8 protein-coding genes and 1 pseudogene are annotated in these 5,610 nt (G+C 44.2%); 3 read left to right on the top strand and 6 right to left on the bottom strand.

Going from position 1 to position 5,610, the window contains the following annotated elements; genetic code table 11:
• Positions 1-571: pseudogene (locus tag ACE1CM_RS28965) on the top strand (hypothetical protein); the annotation flags it as partial.
• Positions 572-632: 61 nt separating this feature from the next.
• On the opposite strand, the gene ACE1CM_RS28970 reads toward ACE1CM_RS28965, so the two are convergent.
• Positions 633-833 carry a hypothetical protein gene (locus ACE1CM_RS28970; RefSeq protein WP_374882318.1) on the bottom strand — a complete coding sequence of 67 codons (201 nt, stop codon included), beginning with the start codon at positions 831-833 and terminating at the stop codon, positions 633-635.
• 181 nt (positions 834-1,014) lie between these two features.
• Here ACE1CM_RS28970 and ACE1CM_RS28975 point away from each other — a divergent pair, with 181 nt between their 5' ends.
• Both ACE1CM_RS28975 and ACE1CM_RS28980 read left to right on the top strand, forming a co-directional pair.
• Positions 1,015-1,212: a hypothetical protein gene (locus tag ACE1CM_RS28975; protein WP_374882319.1), complete on the top strand. Its 198-nt coding sequence runs from the start codon at positions 1,015-1,017 to the stop codon at positions 1,210-1,212.
• Positions 1,213-1,368: 156 nt separating this feature from the next.
• Positions 1,369-1,641, top strand: a complete 273-nt coding sequence (locus ACE1CM_RS28980) for a hypothetical protein (RefSeq protein WP_374882320.1) — start codon at positions 1,369-1,371, stop codon at positions 1,639-1,641.
• 55 nt (positions 1,642-1,696) lie between these two features.
• On the opposite strand, the gene ACE1CM_RS28985 is transcribed toward ACE1CM_RS28980, so the two are convergent.
• From ACE1CM_RS28985 to ACE1CM_RS29005, 5 genes are all read right to left on the bottom strand, one after another.
• On the bottom strand, positions 1,697-2,368 hold the full coding sequence (locus ACE1CM_RS28985; protein ID WP_374882321.1) for a hypothetical protein: 672 nt from the start codon (positions 2,366-2,368) through the stop codon (positions 1,697-1,699).
• 135 nt (positions 2,369-2,503) lie between these two features.
• Positions 2,504-3,067 (bottom strand): hypothetical protein, encoded by a 564-nt coding sequence (locus ACE1CM_RS28990; protein WP_374882322.1) that lies wholly within the window; start codon positions 3,065-3,067, stop codon positions 2,504-2,506.
• A gap of 75 nt (positions 3,068-3,142) precedes the next feature.
• Positions 3,143-3,310, bottom strand: coding sequence for a hypothetical protein (locus tag ACE1CM_RS28995; protein ID WP_374882323.1), 168 nt, complete (start codon positions 3,308-3,310; stop codon positions 3,143-3,145).
• Between the two features lies 1 nt (position 3,311).
• Positions 3,312-3,815: a CHAT domain-containing protein gene (locus ACE1CM_RS29000; protein WP_374882324.1), complete on the bottom strand. Its 504-nt coding sequence runs from the start codon at positions 3,813-3,815 to the stop codon at positions 3,312-3,314.
• A partial coding sequence (locus ACE1CM_RS29005) for a hypothetical protein (RefSeq protein ID WP_374882325.1) occupies positions 3,816-5,610 on the bottom strand: 1,795 nt, incomplete at its 5' end.

The following is a 5,610-nucleotide window of genomic DNA, read 5'->3' on the forward strand; positions in this document are numbered from 1 at the left end:
GGCGTTTCTGGATGAGGAGGTGACGGATATTGAACGTGCAAAGCAGTTACGAGAGGCAGAGGAAGCAATTTCACAAGGATCGACGGGTTTGGCACGGTTGATTAGAGCCTCGAAATCACCGCGCACATTACTGATTGTGGATCAATTTGAGGAAGTTTTCACCGTCTGTAAAAACTCAACTGATCGACAGCAATTTATTTCTAGTTTGTTGGGGGCGCTGAAATCAATAGGGGATAAATTCTGCCCGATCTTTGCCATGCGGGATGATTTTCTGGGCAAGTGTGCCGCTTACCCGGAACTGACCGATTTGATGATTGCCAATTTGGTGATTGTAACCCCGATGTCTCCTGAAGAATTGAGGCGGGCAATTCGAGAACCCGCACAACAACTGGGGCGAAAGGTAGAAGAGAATTTGATTAATGCCATCCTCAAGGATTTGGGTGTGGAGGCAGAACAGCAAACGCGGGAACCCGAACCGGGAATGTTGCCAAAGTTGTCTTATACATTAGAGCAACTTTGGCAACGGCAGACGCTCAATTGGCTGAAACTGGAAAGCTTGAGATGGGGTTAACTTTAATCAGGGATTTGTTGGAACCAAAACCCAGGCACAGACACGGCGAGTTTTGCACAGATTACTCCTTTTTCCCCTCTCCCCCTGACAAATTACTCAAACTGCGACTCGCCACATCCGCACTCAATCCCCAAAGCACCAATCCTAAGTAATCAGCAAATGGGTCAGCACCAAACGTTGCCCCCTTCTCCACATACAAAGCCCGAATTCCCACCACCGATAACCCAAACAGCAGCCCCAACGATAACAACGGTCGCACCACCCACAAAGTTGCTTATGCTCGCACTACACTGAATACTCCAGATAGGAAAATAAGCGATCGCTACTATCACCCATTGCCCAGTTCGATTGTTGCCGTACCCAACCTTGATTCAATAGAATGAGCTTATGGAGCAGCAATACAGGATTTATATAGAAATTTCTCAGGTAGAAGGAGAAAATAAATGACCCCAGTAGAATTGAACCAAAAAGGCTTTGAAGCACTAATTGCAGCTTTGGGTTATGTCGATGCTGTTCGGTTTATCAAACAATTTGATTCTGGAACAGGTAATTACACTAGCGATCGCCATCAATGGCTAGACGCACTCAGCCTGGACGATATTTGGGCTGATTTAAAAGAGCAACAGGTTCCAAGAGAATAATGGTTTTCCGATAATTTATCAGCTTGATTGAAGAATACACCCTTGTGCCTCATAGAGCGTACGCGGTTGTTCCCAAAGTAGAGCGTCGCCCTACCCAACCTTGATTCACTATAATCAGCGTAGAATTCAACTTCAACCCTAATACACTCCCAAACAATGCTACTTTTACCCAAACTACACAACCTACCCAAGAGCTTGCCAATTGAAGGAGCAGTCCGCATTGAGTTAATTGAAGGAATACCCATCTTTCGTGCCTCTAGTACCGTTCAAGAACGGATTGACACGCTATTAGAAAAACAACAAACCTCACTCCTTAATTCTCAAGAAGAACAAGAACTAGATCTCTATGAAGAAATAGATGATTACCTCAGTTTTATCAATCGGACTATCCGCAATCTTTACTTAGACCAGAATCAATCCGATCTATAAAAAATGCCTGCGCGTCGCCCAATTCCTGAAGATATCCAAAGCCAACAACACAAACTTACTCTTTTTTCTCCTCTCCCCCCGCTAAATCGCTCAAACTGCGACTCGCTACATCTGCACTCAATCCCCACAGTATCAATCCTAAATAATCAGAAAATGGGTCAGCCCCAAATGTCCCTCCCTTTTGCACATAGAGAGAACGCAACCCCACTGTCGATAACCCAACCAACAGTGCTAAAGAAAACAACGGTCGTGCAAACCAATAGGTTGCTTGAGCGCGAAATTCTTTTCCTGAAATCAAGGCAAGGACTTGCTGCGACCAAAACAGCCATTGATTTACAGGTTTACTTACCCCCGATTGAACTGCATTACCAACAGCAACAGCAGCGGTTTTTAAGCTATTAACTATTTCTGATAAGTTATAATTGGGTGTTTGACCCATCATTGTTGGAGATGGCAAGTTAGCTACATCTTGCTGTATTTCTGCCAGCGAGTTTTTTGCTATATCTTCTTGTCCGAAATCAATTTGCACCCGCACATTACTAATCTTCTTCAAAATCCCATTATCCCCCTTAACCTGGGGATGGGATTTAATCGGTTCTAACTTTTGCTCAATCGTTCGTAGTTGCTGCAAACATTCCAAACGGGCGTTAATTTTCTCGACTTCTGCTGTAGCTGATTCTAACTTCATCTCCTGCACCAAATTTTTAGCATTGTCAACCATTGGCATGAGAATGTTTCGGTCTTCTGGATTTGTCTTATCAACCTGCTGCTCTAATTCTTTGACCTTTCCTAATGCCTCAGCTTGGGGAATTCCTTTTTATTGCATATACTTAATTAATCGACCTAAAACCATGCCTAAAACTCACACCAAAAGCGGCATTAAAGGAGCCATCCGCACGGTCAAATTCACAGGGATAATTAACCGTTCTCTAGCTCCATCTAAACTTAAATAAACTGCTCCAGTGTAACGGTCGGGAGGAATTTTTAAACAGTCCCAATTTAACGGCAACCTGACAACCGAGTCGGCTGCTAAAGTTTGGGGAATATTAGAGATTTTAATTTGATTATAAGTTAACTGATAGCCCGTTTGCTCTCCTTTTAACAGCACCTCAGCCCCCGTTACTTTTACAGGTGCATCTACTGAATTATCAAAGGCTAAATCCCAACTTTGTAAAAACGCACTGGCTGGAAATAGTAAACGTGCTAACCCGCAATCTAGTAAAGGATTGCATTGAGTCAATTGCAATTGTACTTGCTCGTTGCCCCGCAAGGGTATTAAAGTCGGTCTAACTTTTACCAATACAGTAAAGGGAATAATTTCTGGTTTTTGATTCGCTAGAAATACTTCAATTTGCCCTTTATAAGTTCCCGGCAATTGGGGGTTTATAACCTTTACCTGAAAATCTTTGGGGATACCTGCTTGCAATTTAGGTTCGCCGATAAATGCTATCTGCGGCGGCGCTGAAGCGCCTACTACGAACCGGCGGCGCTGAAGCGCCTACTACGAACCGGATAAACGGATGCTCCCTACCAGGGTATTTTCTTCATTCAACCAGCCTTTAATCTGCAATGGTTTATCTTTGGCATCTACTGCAATCGTAGTTTGGGCAAAGGCGGATGACGGGTAAATCAGCAAACAGCATAAAGCCGTAAAAATCCAGCGTTTCATATTAGGTATAAGAGACAGAACAAGCTAAGGCAATCTCGTGGACAGCATATAAAGAATAAACCAAACCGAGGGGATTCGAGTAGTTTTCTAGCAATTGGCGACGCACTGCTAGCATCGCCTGTCCCATTGGTTCTCCGGCAAACAGACGCTTGAATATTTCAGTAGCAAAGTGTTCGGCAAATTTTTCCGATACCGGACATTCTGTACCCACGACTCCACTCGCTCCCGCGTTCAAAAAATCATCAATCAAACTCACATAGCTTTCGGGGCCATAGTCTCCCGTCGCACAACCGTTGAGAAACACAAGTGGATGATGTTTCCAGCTTGACTCGTAACATTCTAAAAAATTACTGTAAATTCGCTCGTCACTCAGTTCTAAATAGGGTCGTTTCAACAATTCTTCTACTCCACCGTGGCAGTAAAAGTCAACCAAATCTAATTGATTTCCATATTCTTCCCAAATCATTTCTAGCTGGGGTATTTCCTCGGAAATCAGTAGATTCAATCAGCCAGCGGCTTCTAGTTTGGGTAGATGTTCTTTCCACAAACTAAACTCACGCCAAACATTGAAACTCAAGCACAATGGTTGGCTATTTTGAATCTGTCGCACCAATGTTAAAGGAGCAGGATGTTGATTGCTAACCCAGCAAGGCAGTTGCTCGATGGAATAACGATAACCCCAGAAAGCATGGGGAAAAACAAAATTTGGATTATCTTTGTTGGGGCAATTGGTACAATCTAGATCCTGGTTGGTAAAGCGATCGCATACACTCGTCCGCTGGCTGGGTTTGACTTTTCGTTCGTACAGCAGCGCCCAGGGAATTGTTACTTTTCCTAACACTGGGTTGACTTGGATAACCGTACCAGGTTTGAGTGCAGCTTGCAGGAGTTCTTCCTGTTCGTCTGCTAATAAACTCCCTTTATTTTGGGGTAAGAGTTGTCGGTAAAGTTCGCGTCCGACATTTGCGAGTTTGGGAAGCCAAGTGTTTAGTTGTTCTGCACTTCCTTCAACTTCGCCCCAATATCCATCGTGCAAAGTTAAGTAGAGTTGTTGGCGAATATTTGCGATCGCATTCCCCAGTGCGGCTGGTTGTAAAGTAGTGTCATAAAAGGCTAGTTCGCGATCGCCACCAGTCCGGTCGAGGAAGCGAAAATCAATGCTGCCGTCCCGTTGGTCAAGCTCTACAGCTACCGTCAGTACCCGTTCTGGAAGCAATGCTAACTGCTCGTTGGTAAGCAAGTCAGTGGTTGTGAAAGTAATTCTAGCGGTTTGAGGTGGGCGTAGAGATTCTGGAATTTCAGATCCAGCTGTGGGGATAATTAAGGCAGCGATTTGTTTAGATTGAAGCAGATAGCCACGATAGAACAATTCCACTCGGAGATAACCCCGACCATCAAATCGATTAGGCTTAACAGTAAATTTGATGGGATCGGAAGCACCACTGAGGGGTAAATTTAGCTGTTTAACTTGAGCATCAATGCTGAAATCGTTAGAGGTAACGACTACATCTAGAGTTAGGGTTTCTCGCTCGTTCCAAACTTGAGCTAAAACTTCATCTGGAAACGGCGTTGGCTCTGCATCTATGCCTTTTTTTTCAGGGCTAATATCAATGAATAAAATATAAACTTGCCCGTGAATTAGCGGTTCGCTGGGTGGAATTGTTGGGCGAGCGCTAGGGTTGCCAAAGTAGGTGTTGAAGAAACGGTAAGTTTTTACGTATTTCGAGAATGGCTCTAGAGAACTTACCTTAGCGGTTTGGTCTTGATTTTCAGTTTTTAGAATCGTGCTGGTCAGGTCGATAACTTTGTTTGGCTGGCGATCGCCTTTGATTTGTCCGTCACGAGTTTCAATTTCTTTAGCCTGTGGAAACAGTTCTTGCTCTAACTCTGCTAAGCTGGGCAGCAATCCTCGCGGAATTTGACCGTCTAAAGTATCTAATTTGGCCTTGTTATACTGATACAAGTGATTTAAGGCAGAATTGGCTTTGATCGCTGCCATTAGTCCTTCTTTAATCAAGTCCCAGTAATCGGGGGCGATCGCTAATTGCTGCCCTACATCTTGCAGAACGGCTTGTTCATCGGCGCTGAGGGGAGTTTCCAGCTCTCTAAGAGCTAGTAAGAAAGCGAGTAGGGTTTTGGTGAGGTCGGAATTCATCAAGCTGGGGTGCATCAGTAAGAGGATAAAGCAGTAAATCTGGGCAGAATCAGTTTTTATGACGCGAGATGCACTTGTAGTTGGTATTAACCAGTATCCTTTTTTGAGGGAGAATCCGGCAAGTAGAGTCAAGCACCTGACAACT

It is taken from the genome of Microseira sp. BLCC-F43 (assembly GCF_041929235.1).
Taxonomy (GTDB): domain Bacteria; phylum Cyanobacteriota; class Cyanobacteriia; order Cyanobacteriales; family Aerosakkonemataceae; genus Microseira.

What these genes read in the sequence shown, in the direction of transcription:
- ACE1CM_RS28975 (WP_374882319.1), top strand. Translation starts at nt 1,015, where the DNA reads ATGACCCCAGTAGAATTGAACCAAAAAGGCTTTGAAGCACTAATTGCA.
- ACE1CM_RS28980 (WP_374882320.1), top strand. Translation starts at nt 1,369, where the DNA reads ATGCTACTTTTACCCAAACTACACAACCTACCCAAGAGCTTGCCAATT.
- ACE1CM_RS28985 (WP_374882321.1), bottom strand. Translation starts at nt 2,368, where the DNA reads ATGCCAATGGTTGACAATGCTAAAAATTTGGTGCAGGAGATGAAGTTA.
- ACE1CM_RS28995 (WP_374882323.1), bottom strand. Translation starts at nt 3,310, where the DNA reads ATGAAACGCTGGATTTTTACGGCTTTATGCTGTTTGCTGATTTACCCG.